Source organism: Fimbriimonadaceae bacterium (assembly GCA_019638775.1).
Lineage (GTDB): Bacteria > Armatimonadota > Fimbriimonadia > Fimbriimonadales > Fimbriimonadaceae > JAHBTD01.
This window is the reverse complement of sequence record JAHBTD010000014.1, coordinates 1-18,589: the sequence shown is the minus strand read 5'-3', so window position 1 is coordinate 18,589 and position 18,589 is coordinate 1. Positions and strand designations below refer to the sequence as shown.

The window sequence follows — 18,589 nt, the reverse complement described above, 5'->3', positions numbered from 1 at the left end:
AGCCACCAAGATCACCGGCGAACGCCAGATCAATTAAATCTCGATTCTCGGACTTCGTTCCACGAAGGGGAAGCCGCATCCCGGCTTCCCCTTTTTATTTTTTGGAGAGCGACCGTCGGGACACGTTGCGGCTTGTCGGAGGCAGTTGCGTCGTCAGACGAAACCGCCAGGGCTTGTGCGCCCACTCGCCGGCATAATCCACGCCGATGCGCGGATGGGTGTTGAGCGCACCAGTCGGTGCGGCCTCGCCGCGATCCTCAAACCAGAGTGACTGACCGAGCGTCAGATCCCAGCGATTCAGGCGCCGATCGATCTCGAAGGCGCGGGTCAATCGCCCCGGGCCATCGATCAACCGTCCTTCGCATTCCACCGCCCGGAGAAGAATGGCCGCCGGAAATCCCTCCTGCTCCGTCACCACATTCAACATCTCATACATGCCATAGCACAGGTAGACATAGGCATGTCCCGGCGGACCGAACAGTACATCCGTCCTGGCCGTCCGCCCCTTCGACGCATGGCAGGCCCGATCTTCCGTGCCGACATAGGCCTCGACCTCGATGATTCTTCCGGCAATCAGCCGACCGCCCTGCTCACGCACGAGATATTTCCCCACCAACGAACGGGCCACATCGAGAGTCGGTCGATCGAAATACTCACGAGGAAGGATCATGGCCTCTCCAGAACAGATAACCGGACAGGCCTAAATGGTACATGGTGGCAATCCATACGTTCAATCGATGCACAAACCATCGCAGCCGATAGCGGTATCAGATTTTCTTTCTTGTTCCCCGCGATCGCCCTGAATGAGCATCCGACAAGGCCGAAACCGACGGCAGCACCGCAGTTCGGTTCATTGCTGCCCGCGACCGCTCAAAACGGCTTTTCAGCGGTCGACTAGAAGTACCAGGCGAGGCCCCCCATAACAAATCTCGGATTCCCCGGCACGAAATGCGTATCCGCGACGCCGGCCGTTTCGTTGCGCAGACGCGAGTCAAAGAAGAACGTAGCCTGCTCCCATTTTGTATCGAAGAGGTTCTGCACGAAGAGGAACGCCTCGAGCCGACCATGCGACAGCTTGATCGGAAGCTGGTATCGCTCAGACAGGTCGAACGTGGTCCAGGACGGCGCCTTTGCGCTACGATCTTCGACCAAGGGTCGAACGCCGAGGTAGGTCGCTTGGATCTGCGACGTCAGTCCTTCCGGCCAGCGCAACAGCAACGCGCCATAGGCCGTCACTTCCGGCGCCAGTGGAATCGCGTCCCCGTTCGTGAATTCCGCCTTGGTCCAGGTGACGCTGCCGTTGAAGTAGAGCGGTCCCCAGACTTGCCCCCGTGCAGCGACCTCCATGCCGCGGCGGCGCGAGGCCCCCCGGATTTCCGTGGTCCCTTCATCCCCCACGAAGACAAGTTCCTGCTTCAAGTCTAACGCCCACAGAGTCGCGATCAGTTCGACCCCGTCGGGCCCCCATGGCTTCGAGCGAACGCCGACTTCATAATTTCTCGCCCTCGCCAGCGGGGAAGCGACCTGGGCCACGGCTGACCTGGCATCGTTGCTGTGATACCCCTCGCCATAGTTGGCGAAGAACTCCGTGCTGAACCAGGGCCCCAGAATGACGTTCATTTTTGGCAATGCGAGCCCTGAACTCGTATTGCCGGCCGGCTGTTCGGCGCAGGTCACACAGCGGTTGCGCACGTCGAACGTGAACACTTCGGTGCGGACGCCGCCCGCCAATCGCAACCAGGACGTCGGCTGCAGTTCGAGCTTGAGGAACGGCGCGTAGGAGGCCTCGAAAATGCGGCTGTCCACGGTGGTCCCCAGAGGCGCCCGTTTCACCTGCGGTCCCAGACGCGCATGGATGTCATCCACTCGTGCTTGAACGCCCACTGTCGCGGCACCATCCATGTCGAAGAACCGGACAAGCTGTTTGTACCCCACATCGCCGCCGTAGACGACTCGCCGGTCCGATTGGTGAAACCCGTCGCCCTTGATTGGGTCGTTGAGAAAGAACGTGAAGTTCGTAAACAGATCGAATCGGTAGTACTGGGCATAGGCATTGGCAAAGAACCGGCCGCCCGCCGGCGTGTCGTAGTGGTAGTTCAGCCGCCCCGTGCTGCGGAGCGTTTTTCCGCCTTCGCTCGGATCGATCGATCCGAATCGATCCAGCAAGCCGTCATGGACTGCGCGGAGGGGAATCTCGCCGGACCCATTCCATTGCGACTTCTGAAACGTGCCGGTGATGACGAGTTCGTCACGGCCGAGGGGGTTCATCGTGGCCTTGCCCAACAGATTGCCGCGAAGATACCGGTTGTCATTCTGAAAAGGTCCGTCGGTGTAGTAGCCTTCCGCCGCAAACAAGGTTCGCACCTTGTCCTTGCTCGGCGAAAACATCAGGAGGTGACGCTGCGTGTTGAACTGGCCGCCGGCCGACTGGACGACTCCGTCTCTCACCATTTCACGCGTGCGAAAGTTCACCGCGCCAGCCGTGGCAAAGTCTCCGTACTCCGGCAAGTAGGCCCCTTTGAAGACATCGACGCCTTCGATGGTTTCCGGAATGATGAAGTTGAGATCGGTGTAGCCTTGTCCGTGGGCATGGCTCCGAAGATTAATCGGCATCCCGTCGGTGAAGAACGCGACATCGGTCCCATGGTCGGCATCGAACCCGCGCAGGAAGTACTGGTCGGCCTTTCCCGCGCCACCGGAATGTTCGACCGCGACGAACCCAGGAATCAGCCGTAACACCTGGGCCGGGCGTCCCTGCGGCTGCATGAGATATTCTTTGTCGGGGATGAACTGTTGGGAAGACGCCGCCACCGGACGATCGGCCTCAACCTGTATTTCCGGCACCTCCAGATCCGGAGCATCAGGATCATGTGCCTGCGCCGACAGCACCATCCCGAGACACCACACAAGGCTCCCCATCCCGACCCACCCTGCACACTGCCGCATAACCTCTCCCATCAGATCCTGTGAACGGACACGCATTCACCATAGGCCGTGAACGGCCCGTGCCGGCCGTTTCAGACCTTCGTGATCTGACTGTTGCGATTGGGGAGGAAGCGAGACCGTCGCCCTCAGACAATCGGCCTGAGGAGCAACACGATTCGCTGAACGGCGTGGTCGATCAAGGCATCGAGGGTTCGTCCCTCCGCACCAACGACCTCGACCTTCCGTGTATTGACGGGCAGCAGCACCTTTGTCGCGTGCGAGTCCAGTACCGTTTGCACAAGCCCCGGCGTCACTTCACCGAACAGAGAGCCAGGCATCAACAGACTGAGTGAGCCCACGATCATATCCGCCGCATGGAGTCGGTGACGAATCGCTTGCGGCACCGTTTCGATCGCGGTCGCCCCCGCCCGTGCCATGGCTTCGGCGGAGACACGATTGAGCCCGACGCCGACGATGGCGTGACCATCCGCGACAAGGCTGCGTAACTTTTCCACCATCCGGCTCCCGAGACCCCCGCCACGACCATCCACCACACAAATCGTCATCAGAGGCTGAGCCCCTTGCCCGTCGTCGTCATGGTGAGCTTCCCGTGTTTGACGCCTTTGACGCTGAGTATCGCATCGGCGACCTTGCGAATGGCCGCACCCTTGCCTCGGGCCACCAAGACCTCCAGGCAATGGTGATGGTCGAGATGCACATGCATCCCGGCCATAATGTGGCCCTGGAAATCGTGCTGGATGTGAACCAGCTTTCCCGTCAAACCCGGCACATGATGATCATAGACGAAGGTGATCGTCGCGACCGTCTCTCTATTCTCGTCCCACTGCTGCCCGACCAGGCTGTCTCGAATCAGATCGCGAATCGCTTCCGAGCGATTGGTATAGTTGCGCCGTTCGATCAGACGATCGAATTCCGCGAGCAGATCCTGGTCGAGGGACACGCCGAACCGCACGAGTTGGGTCATTGCATCTCACAAGATGGCACGAACGTTAATTTCGTGGCACGGATAATACAAAACCGGGCGCTCACCCGTCAAGCGAGAGGGGACTCCGTCGTCGACATTCCGGTGATTGCGGGAGAGAACCGGGGGCAGAGCACTCGAACCGGCGGAAATCCTAGCCGAAGAACGGCGTACCCGTTACGTCGGCCAGCAATGACTCACCGTCACGGTCGATGACTTTCAGAAACAACCCACTCAACTCCGGATCGAACTGCGTCCCGGCATGGCGCTCTATTTCCGCCCTGGCGTCGCTGAGGCTCAACGGAGACTTGTAGGAGCAGGCGTGGGTCATCACATCGAAGGAATCCGCCAACGCCACAATGCGCCCGCTGAGCGGCGTCTGCACATCCTTCAGCTTGTGGTAGCCCTTTCCGTCCCATCGTTCGTGATGCGTCAGGGCGATTTCCCGCGCCATCATTAACAGGGGAGACCGGCTATCCGCCAAAATCTTCGAGCCAAGTTTCGTATGCGTCTTCATCGCTTCAAGCTCGGCGGGCTCGTAAACCCCCTCTTTCATGCTGATCGCCTCGCGCAGGCCGATTTTCCCCACATCGTGGAGCGGCGCCGTCTTTTTAATCAGATCCACCTGATCAGGCGGCAGCCCCTTCATTTCGGCCAGCAGCATGGCCACACGCCCGACGCGCCAGGCGTGGGCACCGGTGACGTCGTGCCGGTATTCGGAAACCAGCACCAGACGGTTCAGCAGATCCAACTGCGTCTGCTCCACCACTTTCGTACGCAACCGCACCTGAGCTTCCAGATGGTCGTTGTGCATCCGGACCTGCTGGTGCAGCCGCCTGGTCTGCAGTTGATTCTTGATGCGCAGCACCACTTCCGTGGCATCTACCGGCTTGTTGAGGAAATCGTTGGCGCCTTCGGCCAGCGCCTTGTGTTTCGTCGGCGCATCCAGCTCGCCCGTCACGATCAGAATCGGCACATACTCGTCGGCGGGAATCACCTGTCGCAACTGCCGCATCACCTCAAAGCCATCCATGTGCGGCATGCGCATGTCGAGGGCGACGAGATCCGGCTTGACCTCTCGATACAATTGCACCGCCTGACGAGGGTCATTCGTCATGGTGATCAGGCTAAAGCCGGCCTGTTTGAGGAAGGCCTCCATCAATTTGGTGCAATGGGCTTCGTCATCCACCAACAACAGCTTGATGGTGCTTAGATCAAGATCCTGCATCGCGCTCACGCCGCTCCCCTGTCCGCCTATTCCTACGGTCGAGACTACCACCGTCACGCCGCCTCGCCAATTTCTTTTCCGCTCTGCGCAGCGAGTGCACGGGGAAAGGTGAGGGTGGACAGAGTCCGTTGCAGCGCCGCCATGGTCAACGGCTTGCTCAACTCGGCGTCGACGGCCGACGAAGCCGTCTCCGCCACTTCGATCTCGTCGCCGCCGGTCAACAGCACCACCGGGGTGTCCGGCGACACCTGCTTGATCACCTCGGCCAACTGTCGCCCGGTCATGTGCGGCATACCGTGGTCGGTCACGACCAGATGCACGCGCTCAGGGTTAAACCGCTTCACCGCCTCGGCCGCGCTGGTTACGACTTCCACCTCATGACCGGCCACCCGCAGATACTCTCCGGTGACACGCCCCACCAGCGGATCGTCGTCGACCACGAGAATCCTCAGCCGCACACCGGCCAGACCGTGACCTTCCTGCTTGTTGCCGGCCTCTTGTTCGGTCTGAATCGGCAGACGAATGCTGAAGGTCGTCCCGACCCCGACGGCGCTGGTAATATCGATCGTGCCGCGCAACCGTTTGATGATGCCATATACCATCGCCAACCCCAGCCCGGAACCCTTTTCACCCTTGGTGGAAAAAAACGGTTCGAGACAACGTCGACGCACCTCTTCAGTCATGCCGGTGCCGGTGTCGGTGACGTCCAGTCTCACATGGTCGCTCTCCGCCTTTGTCCGCAACGTGATCGAGCCGCTCTTCGGCATGGCATCCACGGCGTTGAACACCAGATTGGTCAGCACTTCGCGTAACTCCGATTCATGTCCGGCCACCGGAGGCACCGGATCTAATTCCGTCTTGATTTCGACGGCCACCCCGTTTGCCAACGCCTGGTCCTTCCACTTCGGCTGGCTCAGTTTCACACTTTGCTGGACCAGACTGTTCAGATCGACAATGCCGGCTAAGTCCGCGTCGAGGCGGGGGCGATAAAATTCGCGCAAGCGGCTCACGACCTTCGCGGCATCCTTGGCGGCCATATTGATCGTCTGAAGATATTCCTTCAGTTGCACCGGGTCTGCCGCCATCTGGGGAGCCAGGAGCAATAACTCGCTGAATCCCATGATCGGCGAGAGGGTGTTGTTGAAGTCGTGAGCGATGCCGCTGGCCATTTGGCCGAGGGCGCGAAGCCGCTCCTGTTGCACCATCTGCTGCTGTGCCGTTTCTAGGTCGGTCAGCGCTTGCTCCAGACGTGTATGACTCTCACGCAACGACGTCTCCGCCCGTTTCCGCTCGGCCAGATCCGAGGCATTACTCAGTGCCACCGCCACCTGATCCGCCAATTGCCGTAACTGCGCGAGCTGCTCGTCGCTCATGCCGGGGGCACGGCGATAACTGAGTGCAATCCCTCCCAGCAGGTCGCGAGAACGGAACAGGGGCAGCACCAGCAACGACGCAACGCCGGGCACACAGAGCGGCCCGAACAGGCCGCCCGTTGACGGCTTGACCACGGTCGCGCTGCCCTGGTGGGTCACGAGCACTCGCCGGTCCTCCTCGCTGACCGCCACGCCCGTCACGCCGGTCTGCGTCTGATCCGACCCGAGCCGGGCATACAGCCACCCGCGTGCCGCATCGACAGAATCGACCAGCAGCACCGCAATGCCCTCGCAGGGCGACACGTCACGCAATCGGACCAAGACGGTATCCACAATACGACTGGGATCGAGCACCGACAGCACCGAGCGGTCGATTTCGTGGATGGTCGCCAGTTGGGTGAACTGTTGATGCAGCCGGTTCGCCATGGCGTTAAAGGAGACGGCGAGTTCCTCAAATTCATCTCCGCTCTCGACCCGCACCGGTTGTGAGAAGTTTCTCGCCGCGACGCGTTTGGTGCCTTCCCCGAGTTGCTCAAGGGGAATCATGGTCTTGCGAATCTGACTCACACTGAGCAGCGCCACGGCCAGCAGCGCGATCGCGACGATCAACATGAAGCGGTAGTGGAACGTCCCAAGCGGCGCCAGGACGGAACTCCGTGGCTCGCTCAACACCACCGTCCACGGCGCCGTCGAAAACTGGAAGCGTAGCGGGATCGCCCAGGACCCGGCCAGGTACACATCCTGCTCGTCTCGCCACTCGAATAGCCCGGCGCCTCCTCCACCCTGGGTCGACCATTGCTGCAGCAACGTCGCAGAGACACCATGACTGCAGAACAGGATCTCTCCGGCCTGGCCGAAGACACACATCGAGGTGTCGGGCGGCAACGTCATGCTGCCGCCCAGGTCCCATAAGAATTCGTGATGGACTTCCCCCACGATGATCCGCCCATCGAATTCGGAGAGCCTGGAGAGGAAAAAACGCGACCGGTCCGCATCAGCCCGCTCGACGGTGAGCACCGTCTTGTTCTGACGAAGCAGGGCCCGCTGCGCTTGGGTGAAGGCCGGGAAAGAGCGTAACTCACCGAGAAACACGGAGGGCTCGCCGACCTCGGACACCGCGGCCATTCCGACAAAGCCCGGAAGGCGCGGCAGCATCTGTGACGGCGACTCCCCGACCTGCGCTGCCGCACCCGCATGCCGCTGCGCGATAGTCGACAGGAGTTCCGCTTCCAGGAGCAACAGCCGTTGGTAGACGGCCATGCCCATGGCTTTGCTTTCCTGCCGCACCCGACGCTCCGCCTGCTGCGTGAGCTGACTCCTCACGTCGCTGAGCGACACCAGGCTCAACGCGCCGACCGGCAACAGGGCACAGAGGATGAACAGGACAAACACCCGGCGGGCGACACGGCTGCGGAGGAAGGTGTACTCGATCTGCACAGTCGCTCGTTCTCGCTAAAATTCTACCGCGAGTCCGACAAAGCTGCCGTCATTCGCGCGAATAATATCGTCATGACTTTTCTGGGCCGTCAGTGGTTCGACGCTCTCCCCATCTTTGCCCATGCTGTACAGATCGTAGTCGGAATTGATCGGGTGCAGAAATCGGTCCTTTCGAGGCCTGCCTCTTGACGCATTCCCGCCGGCTGCGGCATAGGCCTCGTTGGGCAGGATCCACTGCCAGGCGCCGTTGTTCCCGCCGCCGTTGCCTCCGCCTCCACCACCGCCGTTGCCTCCGCCATTGCCAGGCAGGGTTAGGGCCGCAATATTCAGATATTCATAGGGATTGCCCCAGGGGTCGACGATGTCGCCCGCACCCGCATCGGCCAATGTGTTAGGGTAAATGTCATACGCGCTCTTGTACGAATCGATGGCACGGGAAATGTAGCGAATTTCGGCGATGCAGCGCGTCAGCCTGGCCTTGTCTAAATATCCCAGGTAGGTCGGCACGGCCAAGCCGGCGAGGAGACCGACAATCACCGTCACAATCGCCAACTCGATGATGGTAAATCCCTGCTGGCGACGATCGAGGCAAACGTAGGCCATGACGATCCTAAAATCCTGCCGCAGTGGGCAACGATGCGGGGGGCGGCGCATTCGGTGTGGAATCGGTCTGGAAGGGCTCCATCGCCTGGGCGAGTTGTTCGACGGTTGCGCGCAATCGTTCTGTTTCCTGCTCCACCTCACGCAACGCTCCACGCGCGGCTGCCGCCTTCAGCCGTTCCAATTGCGGAGCCATCTCGGCATGGTGCGCCTCGATCCGCCCGATCTTCTCCCGCAAGGCAGTGACCATTTCCCCAAGACATTGGGCTTCGACATGGAGGTAGTCGCTCTTGCGGATCGACGTGCGCACGGTCAGATCTCCGCTCGCGACGGACTGAAAAATCCGCCGGAAGCGATAGAGCGGTCCGGCGATCCGGTGCGAGAAGAACACGCCATGCACGATCAGGAGGAGAGAGACGACGAACACCACCGGCCAAAACCGGCTATGGAGCAACTCGAATTGTTCGGCTACGCGCTGCGCTTCGGCTGAGGAGAGGGGCAGGTGATTGAGTTCAAGCATCAACGGCACAAAGAGGGCCACCGACACCGCCGCGATCACGACCACGACGTAACAGAAGCTCAAGCCCAGGAACCGCGGCTGAACCGTATCCCACAAGAAGTGTCGTCTGAATCGTGGTCGGCTCATGTGGTCGCCGCCTTTTTCGTCCATGTCAAATGATCCTGATTCTTGAAGGTGATTCGTCCGCCGCCGGCCGGTTCATAGAAAAAGGCCAACTGAAATTTGGCCTGTTCGGCATCTTGATAGGACACGACGAACAGGGTCTTGCCTGCTTCCCGGCTTTCGTCGACCTTCGTAATCGCATACCCGTTCGCCGCGACTGCACTGGTCCCGAAACCGATCCGGCCCTCATCGATAAACATATGCTGGTCGGCATATCCTTCGGCATGCGTTTCCCATACTCCGACAAGATAAGACGGAGCTCGATCCGGCTCCGGCGCACAGGCCGAACAGACCCACAGCAGCAACAGACAGCTCACCGCTCGCATCGACCGCACGGGGCACCTCTTTGTCATCGCGTATGCCAGAGATTCCTGGCCCTACGCGATCAGTCTGCCATAGCGGTTGGCAATTTCAATTTCTTTGGAGTTTCCGGCAACAGGCGATAACTCGCCGGGTTGGCCCTGAGGCAGAGGATCGGACAGTACCGGATACCGGTAGGCCGTCGAACCCGACTATTCGCTTTGGATCGGGATATAGAGCAGGCTGCCCTGCCGGTTGATGAGCAGGAGCGCGAGGTCCGTGGCGCGGAGGGGCTCGGCGAGCCGTTGAAATGTGCTGAAGTTGGGGATGGGTTGTCGGTTCAGTTCCAGGATCAGATCGCCGGGCTGAAGCCCCGACACTTCGGCCAGGCTGCCGTCTTCGATATCCGTCACCACCAGACCGGTGTTGGCCGGGAGATCCATCTGCCGCGCCAACGCGGGCGTGATTTCATCGACGATCACGCCGGACAGGGGATGCGTCGTGGGACCGGCCGTCTCGGCAGTCTGGGCCTTGCGTTGCCGTTCGCGCGGCGCTTCCTGCACCGTCAATTCCGCTTGCATCAAACGGGCATCGCGGAGCAGCTCGACCCGGTGCTTGCTGCCGATGGCGGCTGCCGCCATGAGGTTGCGCAGATGGCCGCTGTCCATCACATCGCGCCCGTCGAACCGCACCACCACATCGCCGCGTTTCAACCCCGCCCGTTCGGCTGAGCCCTTGGCCTGCAGGTCGGTGATGATCGACCCCTTCACGTCCGGGAGGTGAAAAATCTTGGCCAGCAGCGGCGTGACATCTTGCGTGGACGCGCCCAGAAATCCGCGGACCACACGGCCCGTCTTGATGAGGCTCTGCATGGCGGTCCTGGCCATGTTGCTGGGAATGGCAAACCCGACGCCGACACTCCCGCCGGTGGGGCTGGCAATGGCGGTATTGATCCCGACCAACTCCCCATTCGTGTTCACCAATGCGCCGCCCGAATTCCCGGGGTTGATCGGGGCATCGGTCTGAATAAAATCTTCCACATCGGCAACTCCCACGTCCGCACGGCCGACCGCGCTGACGATGCCGAACGTCACCGTGCGGCTCAAGCCCAGCGGATTGCCGATGGCCAGGACAAAATCGCCGACCGCCAGTGCGCTGGAATCGCCCCAGGCCGCCGAGGGGAGACCGGCGGCATTGATCTTCACGACGGCCACATCGGTCTTCGGATCCGTCGCAACGACGCGGCCCTTGAACTGCCGTCGATCGGCCAGAATGACCTCCACATCCACCGCATCGGCCACCACGTGATTGTTCGTGATGATATACCCGTCCGACGACACAATCACACCGGAGCCCTGCCCGTACTGGCGGCGCGGCGGCACATCTTTGAACATGCCGAAGGGTAGACCTTCATCGCTGAACGCCTGGTCGTTCACCATGACCGTGGAGGCGATACTGACGACGGCGGGTAGGACTTTCGCTGCGGTGGCCCGCACCTGTGCCTGCAAATCGCCAGTGGTGCTGACCTTCGACGGGCGCGGGGCAAGCAGATCCGCAGCCGAGGCAGATCTATCCGGCCCGCTGCCCAGCAGGGCGCCCGCGATTGCTAGAGCCAAGAAGCCCGCTTGTGGTCGACCCACCGACATGGCGCGCAACATCCCTGAAATAATCCGCAGCCTATCACGCGCCGTCAGCCTGCACACGCAGAACTCATAAATCGGTCTGCCGGAGGCGTAACGCGTTCGAAATCACGGAAAGGGAACTCAATGTCATGGCAGCACTGGCGATCATCGGGCTGAGGAGGAGTCCGAACACCGGATAGAAGAGCCCGGCGGCGACCGGCACACCGACACTATTGTACACAAAGGCGAAGAAGAGATTCTGACGGATGTTTCGCATGGTCGCCTTACTCAACCGGTAGGCCCGGACGATACCCCGCAAATCGCCTTTGACGAGCGTCACCCCGGCATGCTCCATCGCGACATCGGTCCCGGTCCCCATGGCGATCCCGACATCCGCCTGCGCAAGGGCCGGCGCATCGTTGATGCCGTCCCCGGCCATGGCGACAACCTGGCCTTGCCGCTGGAACTCTTGCACAATCCGGCCCTTCTCTTCCGGTTTCACGCCGGCGCGAACCTCATCCAATCCCAATTCCTTGGCGACCGCCTGCGCCGTCACGGCATGGTCGCCGGTCACCATCACCAGGCGAATGCCCTCCTGTCTCAACCAGCGGAGCGCCTCCGGTGTGGAACTCTTGATCGGGTCAGCCACGCCGAGCAATCCGATCGCACGGCCCTCGACGGCGACCGCCATCACGGTTTGTCCTGTCTGCTGCATCAGCTCCGCATTGGCCTCCAAGTCGGCAAGCGCGATCTCGTCGTCGACATTCAGCTCCCGCAGCCAATCGATGGTGCCCACGGCAACCTGCTTTGTCCCGACGATCGCCATGACGCCTTTTCCCGCCATCGACCTGAACCCGGTGGCCGGTTCCACGGTGAGTCCTCGCGCGTCGGCCCCGCCGACAATCGCATTGGCGACCGGATGCTCACTCGCCCGTTCCACCGACGCGGCCATTCGCAAGAGCTCCGTTTCGGACCAGGGCGACAATGCGCTGACCACCCGTAACTTCGGCTTACCTTCCGTCAACGTCCCGGTTTTGTCGAACACCAACGTCGTGATCTTTTCGATCCGCTCCAGCGCCTCGGCCTTCTTGAACAGCACTCCGGCCGACGCCCCTCGCCCGGTCCCCACCATGATGGACATGGGCGTCGCCAACCCAAGCGCGCAGGGGCAGGCAATGATCAACACCGCCACGGCATTCAACAGGGCATGCGCCAGACGGGGCTCCGGTCCCAGCCAGGCCCACAGCAATCCACTGACGATCGCCACGCCGACGACGGTCGGCACAAAGTACCCGGCCACCACATCGGCGGTGCGCTGGATAGGCGCTCGACTGCGTTGCGCCTCGGCCACCAGTTGAACGATGTGGGACAACAACGTATCCGCTCCCACCCGATCCGCTCGCATCACCACGCCGCCCGATCCGTTGATCGTGCCGCCGGTGACCCGCTCCCCGGCATATTTTTCGACAGGCATGGATTCGCCGGTAATCATCGACTCGTCGATCGACGTCGAACCTTCGAGAATGGTCCCGTCCACCGGCACCCGTTCACCGGGACGCACCCGCAGCCGATGGCCGACTTGCACCTGTTCGAGCGGCACATCCTCTTCCCGGCCGTCGTCACACAACAGCCGCGCCGTCTTGGGCGCCAAGCCGAGCAGCGCCCTGATCGCACCGGTCGTGCGACTCCTGGCTCGCAGTTCCAAAACCTGACCTAAGAGCACCAACACGGTAATCACTGCCGCCGCTTCGAAATACACCGGCACCGCCCCGCTCTCAAGATGGAACGATGGCGGAATCCAGGACGGGAAGAGCGTCGCAAGCATGCTATAGAGGTAGGCCGTACCGGTGCCGATCGCGATCAGCGTAAACATGTTCGGGCTGCGGTGCACGATCGACGCCCAGCCGCGCTGAAAAAACGGCCAGCCGGCCCACAGCACCACCGGCGTGCTGAGCACCAACTGCACCCAGGCCGACTGCGTATCCGACAACAGATGTTGCACCGGATGACCGGGCATCATATGCGACATGGCCAGGAGGAACACCACCGCCGCGGGTGCCAGTGCCACCCAGAACCGCCTGGCCATATCGACCAGTTCAGGATTCAGCTCCTCTGCGACGGTGACCGTCCGTGGTTCCAGCGCCATTCCGCATGTCGGACAGGCCCCCGGCTCCGCCTGCACGATCTCCTGGTGCATCGGGCAGACATATTCTGTCTTGGTCGGCAGCGGTTGCACGGAATCCGGCTCCAAGGCCATCCCGCATTTCGGGCAAGGGACCGGCTTCTCCTCCAACACTTCCGGACACATGGGGCAGACATACTTGGTGCCCGGAGCGGCCGGAGTGGGCATCGTCTCTTTGGCGACGCCTGGCGACAGATAACGCTCGGGGGCGGCGCGAAACTTGGTGAGACAACCTTGGCAGCAGAAGTAATAGGTCGTGCCTTCGTAGGCGAAAGACCCGGCCGCCGTGGCGGGATCCACCGTCATCCCGCAGACCGGGTCGATGACAGCCGCCGCCGATGGACCGGGGGACGAGGCTCCCAACATGGGCAGGGCCTTTCCCCCGAACTGACGCAGTGGTTTCGGCTCAGGCACAGCGGACGCGGGGGATAGGTATCGCACCGGATCGGCGCGGAACTTCGCGAGGCAACCCTGGCAGCAGAAATAATAGGTCTTCTGTTCATGGATGTGGGAGCCGGCCGCCGTGGCCGGCTGGACGGTCATCCCACAGACCGGATCGCGTTCCCCGCCTCCGACCGGCTGTTCCGGCATCGGCGGCATCATCGGCAGCGGCCGGCGGCCGGGCTGCTGAGCACCGACCCCGGCGGGGACCGCTTTCGTCACGTACTGAGTCGGCTGGGCGCGGAACCGGTCGAGGCAATGGAGGCTGCAGAAATAGTAGGTCTGACCTTCATGTTCCGCATGCCCCGCCGCCTGGTCCGGCTCCACCGTCATACCGCAGACTGGATCACGTGCCATGCATGACTCCCGCTGGGAAGCGCGGAGCTGATGGCCGATGGCTTATGGCGTCGAGTCACGAATCGGAAGCAACGAACCGTCCGTCACTCTTTTCACTCTTGTTATCAGCCACCAGCTATCAGCTATTCGCTCCGACTATTTTTTCATGCTGTCTCCATCCAGAATGCTCTGGATGATCACCTTCAGGTTTTCCGGGTCGATCTGTTCGACCTTGATGTTGCCGTCGAGCAATACCGTCGGAGTCTGTTGAACCTTGATGCGATCCCCCCATCTCCGTCCGTCTTCGAAGGCCCTCGCCGGCTTCGCGCTGGCCAGACCGTCCTCAAACGCGGCCGGATTCAATCCGACCTCGCGGATCAGGACCTCCCGAATGGCCTTGTCGATGATGCCGATCTTGTCCGTATGAATGGTGCGGAACAAGGCTCGCTTCATCTCGTTACCCTTGCCCATGGTCTTGGCCTGTTCATACATATCGAAGGCCGTCGGCAGCTTACCGGGAATGACGGGATACCCCACCATCACCGTCTCCAACTTGCTGCCGAATGCCTTCTCCAGAATCGCCAATCCTTCGCCGTCGAACCGATGGCAATGCGGGCAATAGAAGTCGGCAAACTCCACCAACTGAACCTTCCCCGGCTTATGCGTCGACTTTTCTTCGCTCAAGATTTGAAAGTTGCCTTTCAATTCAGGTTTCCCCGCCTGCGCGAGGCCCGCGAACCCGAGCCAGGCCATCGCCATCAGCCCCATGAACAGACCCCCATACCACACACGACGCATCACCATACGCTGCACTCCTTTTTTGCAACAGGACTCGCTTCAGCGGACTCGTGGGCATGAGAAACAACGCTCACGATCGTCCACATCTGTTATAATGCCAACGATGCGGGGCAAACTTCTACAGGGGATCGGTATTTTCTGCCTTGCCGCGATGGTAACGGCCTGTGCGACCTCCGCAGACCAGCGTGAATCGACCGACGGCAGCCCCCCGTCTCCGCCGTTCTCTCACATCAAGGCGACCCCGGAATCCTTCAAAGGACAGACGCTCGTGCTCGGCGGGCAAGTCCTGTCGGCCCGCCGCCTGAAAGACGGCACCCGTCTCGAAGTACTCCAGCTGCCGCTCAACAGCGCCCAGCAGCCGTCGCTGGATTTGATGAAGTCCCAAGGTCGCTTCGTAGCTATTCAACGTGAATTTCTCGACCCGGCCACCGTGCCTCCCGGGACCTTCCTCACCGTCACCGGCGAACTGACCGGTTCGGTCACCCTGCCGCTGGATGAAACGGATTACGTCTATCCGGTGATCGACATCAAGAGCTTCCGCACCTGGATTCCGACTCAAGACTCGGATCAATTCCGATACCGCCCCTATCCCTACTACAGCCCGTTCTGGCATCCCTATTGGGGACCGTACGGACGGTTTCCCTATTACTGGTAAGCGTCAGGCCCCCGCCCATCGACCGACCCGTGCATGGAGCCGCCTTTCGCCCCCGCGAGTCTTACGCCTATCACCGCCCACAGCGCCGTGGCCCTGAACGACAACGCCCCGTCCATCCGGAGATGAACGGGGCGTGGCCACAACCGATTCGATTCGGCCGTTACTTAATCATGATCAACTGACCACCGGGCTGCTTCGGATTCAACTGATCGTGATAGGTCAGCGTGTTGCCCTGCGTGGCGTTGAACAGGTCGCTGGTCGGAATGCCGATGTACTTAGTCTCCCCGGGCTTGAGCACCACTTCGGCTTTCAGCACGAACGGCGAGGCTGCATTGACCGGATCCGTCATCTGGAAACCGCGGTCCGTGGAGGTGTTGTTCGTCACCTTCAGCAAGACCGGCCGACCGGGACGGATCTTGAAGTCGATGACGGTGGTCGGTGGGTACCAGGCCTTCAAGCCGCCCACTTCCACCGCGAACAACTGCGCATCCACTTCCAATTCCTTGAAGGGCTGGCCGACCACGGAACCGGTCGCGAGGTCGCCGACCTCGACGCCGCCGGCTTGCAACGCCCAGGCTCCGGTCGCACTCGACAACAGACTCAACGCGCCCAAAAACAACACTGCACTCCTGCTCAGCATACAGAACCTCCTGTCAGGTTAAAGGGATGAAGACGAACGATGCTCCTGCGCCAGGCACGGAGGAAGACCAGTGCCTTCCAGCACCTGACCGCCGACAATGTGACCATCCATGATGAGAAATAACACTTTCATCCGCTTGGTATTATCAGAAAATTTGCCGCTGGCTACTGCCAGCACTTCGTGCGACCCGTCCGGTTGTAGATGATCGGCTTCGATCATCACGTAGTACGAATCGAATCCCTCAAATTCTCGATTGAACGCCTGCGCCCGCAACAATCGCTCGAGCGTATCGTCCGCCGCCCACCCCGCCGTTCCACCGACCAGCACCAGGATGTGCAGCAGGGCGATGAAGAGTTTTCGCATGGGGCTACCTCCCTAGGGTGAGGAGTTATAGCCCCGGCAAGCCCGGCCGTCTACAGACGCCCGCTCATGGATGCCAACGGATGCTACACGATCGACTAGGGTGAAGTCGATAAGAAGAAGCGTGCTCGGGGTCGATCCGGCCGGAGACTTCTCACCTCAGATGTAGCAGCAGCACGGGGACGGTCGAGCGCTTACTTCTTCGCCTTGCCCTTTTTGCCTGACGCCTGCTCCGCATGCGCCAGCGATTCCTCGGCATGTTTGACGGCTTCCTTGGCATGCTCCAGCGCTTCCTTCGCATGAGGATCGTTGCTCGCCTTGACGGATTCCTCCAGATGCTTGATGGCTTCCTTCTCGTGCTCCACGCCCTCCTTGGCATGTTTGATGGTTTCCTTCACATGCCCGCCGTCGGCCAGGGCATAGCCCATCGGCGCGGCCAGCACCAGCACGGACAAGGACAACACCACCATGGCAGTACGTACGTGAGTCATGATCATTCCTCCTCGGTAAATAAGTGGCCCGACGAATTTCGTGGGGCGCATTGTACAACATTCGACACAGATTGTTGAGTGACGGAGAGACTGGGGCTGGTGCAGGAAAGACAGGAACGATGGTGGGAGAGGGAAGCGTATGGGCGTACGCTTCCCTCATCGGGGCTCACTGCGTGGTCAGCGCAGTCCAACCGTCGAGCCCCGTCCACCGATCGTCAGCTGTGGATCGACGGCAACCATGGCAACCGGCAAATCCCGCATCGGCCGGGCTCCGTCGTCGCTGGGGAACCGGCCGCATTCCAACTGGCATAGATCCAGGAGTCCCGCTGCCCGCATCCCCGGCTGTTCATGCTCATACCGGCACACTTCTCCATGGCAAACAGGGAAGGACGCGCCCCCGCTCCCACTGCACGCGACGGGTAGGGCTGGGATTCCACCACGAAGACCGTGCCGACCGGGAAGGACTCGGAGTCGGTCGTCAGCAGTGCCTTGGGACACACGTAGAATCGTAGCTGCTGCGTCCCCTCCCGCGACTCGACCATCGACGTCAGGCTCGGCCAATCTCGATACCCGAACGGGATCAGCAACCCGGCGGCGGGTGGAGCCGGCGACCAGCCTTCACTGATATCCAACGCCAAGGCCAACAGTCGCACCACGGCGACGCTCAAGCCTGCGTCGTGATGAGGTGCCCCGGCAATCTGAGTTCGAGGGGGTGCTGCCACTGCGTGACCGACCGGCATGAGACACCTTCCTTTCTGATCCTGAGGACGATTACCGCCTGACCTCACCGACGGTCGGGCCCAGGCGACGCCCGGCCCCTTGCTTCACCGCTTCCGACTGGACCCGCGCGCGAATCGAGGCGGCCCGCGCTGCGAACAACCCCGCTTCGACCGGCTGACCCAGCACATCGAGCACACGCGCATACCGTTCCGCCAGGAGTCCGACGGTCGGATGGTGCAACCCGAGTTGCTGTTGCTGGATGACCAGCGCCCGCTGGTAGAGCAGCTGTGCTTGCATCGCCAGTCCCTGCTCATCAGCCAAAAATGCCATGTTGCCGAGGATGGTGCCGGTCAAGGAAGCCTGCGGACCTGACACCCGTTCGGCGATGGCGAGTGCCTCGTCGAACAATCGTTGGGCCGCGGCATAGGACCCCACGTCCTGATACAGGCACGCAGCATTGTTCAATCCCATTGCCACGGCCGGGTGGTCGTTGCCCAAGCCTAGCCGACGCACTTTTAACGCCCGTTCATACAACGGTTCCGCCCATGCATACATCCTGCGGCCTTTGTATAGTGCGGCCAGGTTGTTGAGCACCGGCCCCAGCTCCACATGATCGGGGCCGTGCGCCTGCTCCATCAGCGTAAGGGCCAGCCGATACGAGGATTCGGCCGCCGTTTCCCGCCCCTGTTTCCGATAGAGCTCGGCGAGGTTGTTCAAGCTGATCGCGACATCGGGGTGCGCCGCACCCAGCGTCTTGCGTTCGATCGCCAGCACCCGCTCGTACAAGGGTTCCGCCGCAGCCCACTCGCCCCTGGCG

General features: G+C 61.4%; 18 protein-coding genes and 2 pseudogenes. 1 reads left to right on the top strand and 19 read right to left on the bottom strand.

Annotation, left to right across the window (positions count from 1 at the left end):
* Positions 1-94: 94 nt before the first annotated feature.
* The 14 genes and pseudogenes from KF784_17355 to KF784_17290 form a co-directional block, all read right to left on the bottom strand.
* Entirely contained in the window at positions 95-670 is a 576-nt protein-coding gene (locus KF784_17355; GenBank protein ID MBX3120829.1) for a DNA-3-methyladenine glycosylase, read from the bottom strand.
* 224 nt (positions 671-894) lie between these two features.
* Positions 895-2,892, bottom strand: a complete 1,998-nt coding sequence (locus KF784_17350; protein ID MBX3120828.1) for a TonB-dependent receptor plug domain-containing protein — start codon at positions 2,890-2,892, stop codon at positions 895-897.
* A 179-nt stretch (positions 2,893-3,071) separates the two neighbouring features.
* Positions 3,072-3,491: a DUF3842 family protein gene (locus tag KF784_17345; protein MBX3120827.1), complete on the bottom strand. Its 420-nt coding sequence runs from the start codon at positions 3,489-3,491 to the stop codon at positions 3,072-3,074.
* Complete coding sequence (gene nikR / locus KF784_17340; protein ID MBX3120826.1) at positions 3,491-3,910, bottom strand: nickel-responsive transcriptional regulator NikR; 420 nt, start codon at positions 3,908-3,910, stop codon at positions 3,491-3,493. Before nikR ends, KF784_17345 begins: the two co-directional genes overlap by 1 nt.
* A gap of 151 nt (positions 3,911-4,061) precedes the next feature.
* Entirely contained in the window at positions 4,062-5,144 is a 1,083-nt protein-coding gene (locus KF784_17335) for a response regulator (GenBank protein ID MBX3120825.1), read from the bottom strand.
* Positions 5,145-5,188: 44 nt separating this feature from the next.
* Positions 5,189-7,945, bottom strand: a complete 2,757-nt coding sequence (locus KF784_17330; protein MBX3120824.1) for a response regulator — start codon at positions 7,943-7,945, stop codon at positions 5,189-5,191.
* A 15-nt stretch (positions 7,946-7,960) separates the two neighbouring features.
* Complete coding sequence (locus tag KF784_17325) at positions 7,961-8,548, bottom strand: prepilin-type N-terminal cleavage/methylation domain-containing protein (GenBank protein ID MBX3120823.1); 588 nt, start codon at positions 8,546-8,548, stop codon at positions 7,961-7,963.
* 7 nt (positions 8,549-8,555) lie between these two features.
* Entirely contained in the window at positions 8,556-9,215 is a 660-nt protein-coding gene (locus KF784_17320; GenBank protein ID MBX3120822.1) for a methyl-accepting chemotaxis protein, read from the bottom strand.
* Positions 9,188-9,580: a hypothetical protein gene (locus tag KF784_17315; GenBank protein MBX3120821.1), complete on the bottom strand. Its 393-nt coding sequence runs from the start codon at positions 9,578-9,580 to the stop codon at positions 9,188-9,190. The genes KF784_17320 and KF784_17315 overlap by 28 nt, the downstream gene beginning before the upstream one ends.
* A gap of 159 nt (positions 9,581-9,739) precedes the next feature.
* Complete coding sequence (locus KF784_17310) at positions 9,740-11,185, bottom strand: Do family serine endopeptidase (GenBank protein MBX3120820.1); 1,446 nt, start codon at positions 11,183-11,185, stop codon at positions 9,740-9,742.
* Positions 11,186-11,237: 52 nt separating this feature from the next.
* On the bottom strand, positions 11,238-13,295 hold the full coding sequence (locus KF784_17305; GenBank protein ID MBX3120819.1) for a copper-translocating P-type ATPase: 2,058 nt from the start codon (positions 13,293-13,295) through the stop codon (positions 11,238-11,240).
* Between the two features lie 225 nt (positions 13,296-13,520).
* Positions 13,521-13,874, bottom strand: a pseudogene (locus KF784_17300) (YHS domain-containing protein).
* A 165-nt stretch (positions 13,875-14,039) separates the two neighbouring features.
* A pseudogene (locus tag KF784_17295) lies at positions 14,040-14,129 on the bottom strand (YHS domain-containing protein).
* A gap of 135 nt (positions 14,130-14,264) precedes the next feature.
* Positions 14,265-14,912: a thioredoxin domain-containing protein gene (locus KF784_17290; GenBank protein MBX3120818.1), complete on the bottom strand. Its 648-nt coding sequence runs from the start codon at positions 14,910-14,912 to the stop codon at positions 14,265-14,267.
* A 97-nt stretch (positions 14,913-15,009) separates the two neighbouring features.
* On the opposite strand from KF784_17290, the gene KF784_17285 reads away from it, so the two are divergent.
* Complete coding sequence (locus KF784_17285) at positions 15,010-15,561, top strand: Slp family lipoprotein (protein MBX3120817.1); 552 nt, start codon at positions 15,010-15,012, stop codon at positions 15,559-15,561.
* 160 nt (positions 15,562-15,721) lie between these two features.
* Here KF784_17285 and KF784_17280 read toward each other — a convergent pair whose 3' ends face one another.
* From KF784_17280 to KF784_17260, 5 genes are all read right to left on the bottom strand, one after another.
* A complete protein-coding gene (locus tag KF784_17280; protein MBX3120816.1) occupies positions 15,722-16,201 on the bottom strand; it encodes a hypothetical protein in 480 nt (159 codons plus the stop codon).
* Positions 16,202-16,219: 18 nt separating this feature from the next.
* Positions 16,220-16,564 (bottom strand): hypothetical protein, encoded by a 345-nt coding sequence (locus KF784_17275; GenBank protein MBX3120815.1) that lies wholly within the window; start codon positions 16,562-16,564, stop codon positions 16,220-16,222.
* 191 nt (positions 16,565-16,755) lie between these two features.
* Positions 16,756-17,052, bottom strand: a complete 297-nt coding sequence (locus KF784_17270) for a hypothetical protein (protein ID MBX3120814.1) — start codon at positions 17,050-17,052, stop codon at positions 16,756-16,758.
* A gap of 215 nt (positions 17,053-17,267) precedes the next feature.
* Positions 17,268-17,792, bottom strand: a complete 525-nt coding sequence (locus tag KF784_17265; GenBank protein ID MBX3120813.1) for a cytochrome P460 family protein — start codon at positions 17,790-17,792, stop codon at positions 17,268-17,270.
* 31 nt (positions 17,793-17,823) lie between these two features.
* The coding region (locus tag KF784_17260) for a tetratricopeptide repeat-containing protein (protein MBX3120812.1) at positions 17,824-18,589 on the bottom strand (766 nt) is incomplete at its 5' end.